This window comes from Gardnerella sp. 26-12 (assembly GCF_001660745.1).
Classification (GTDB): domain Bacteria; phylum Actinomycetota; class Actinomycetes; order Actinomycetales; family Bifidobacteriaceae; genus Bifidobacterium; species Bifidobacterium swidsinskii.
In genome coordinates this window covers 1-783 of record NZ_LWSR01000116.1, presented here as the reverse complement: position 1 = coordinate 783, position 783 = coordinate 1, and the positions used below count along the sequence as shown (strand labels likewise).

The 783-nt window shown below is 37.0% G+C and carries 1 protein-coding gene; it reads left to right on the top strand.

The genetic code is table 11. The features are described 5' to 3' along the window. Positions 1-115: 115 nt before the first annotated feature. Positions 116-490, top strand: a complete 375-nt coding sequence (locus tag A5295_RS05520) for an integrase (RefSeq protein ID WP_231875304.1) — start codon at positions 116-118, stop codon at positions 488-490. The last annotated feature ends 293 nt before the right edge of the window (positions 491-783 follow it).

Genomic DNA, 783 nt, shown 5'->3' with positions numbered 1-783 from the left:
TTACTGATCTCTGTCAGTAATAGCCACTTCTTTTTATGAATCTTAAAGTCAGGCTCAATGTCCGTCCTGTTTAGCCGGTGATTAGTTAGGGTAATCGGATGAAGTATTGGATACGTTGAAGAATAATATTAGAGAAATTATCGCGGGCAATAACTTAAACGAGATTGAAACGGTTGATAAAAGAATTGCAGTTAAACAAGCGATACTACTAACCTTGCTTAAAGCTAAAAAAGACTACACGAAAACTGTCAACGAGATTGATGAACTGAAAGGTAAGAAACAGCAGCTTCTTATAGAAAAAGCAGGTCAAGAAGATGCTAAAAGACGAATCAGAGAAATGGAAGATTTTCTGAAAAGTGAGAGTCACGATATTAGTGAGTATGACGAGAAGCTGGTAAGAAAGTACATCAAGAAAATAAAAGTTTACGAGGACAGGTTCAGCGTAACTTTTAAATCAGAGATTAGTGTGAATATTGAAAGGGCATCGTAAAAGTCAAAAGAATGTGAGCGTTTGAAATGTTACAAAAGTCAGCCTAGGGGAGTTCCTCTAGGCTATTTTTTATGTTCAAAAACCAAGTTATTAAGCCAGTCTTAAACCTTTTAACGATAGCTTTTCCTATCGTTAAAAAGTGCACCCAGTATCCATAGTGTGCACTCAAAAAGTGTAGCTATACTACCCGTTCTCTCAATCCACGTGGAGACTGTTGTTTTGATGTCAAGAGCTGATTAACTGAGCAAATTTTGTCTTTGTGTAGCAGGCTGTCTCTTATACACATCTCCGAG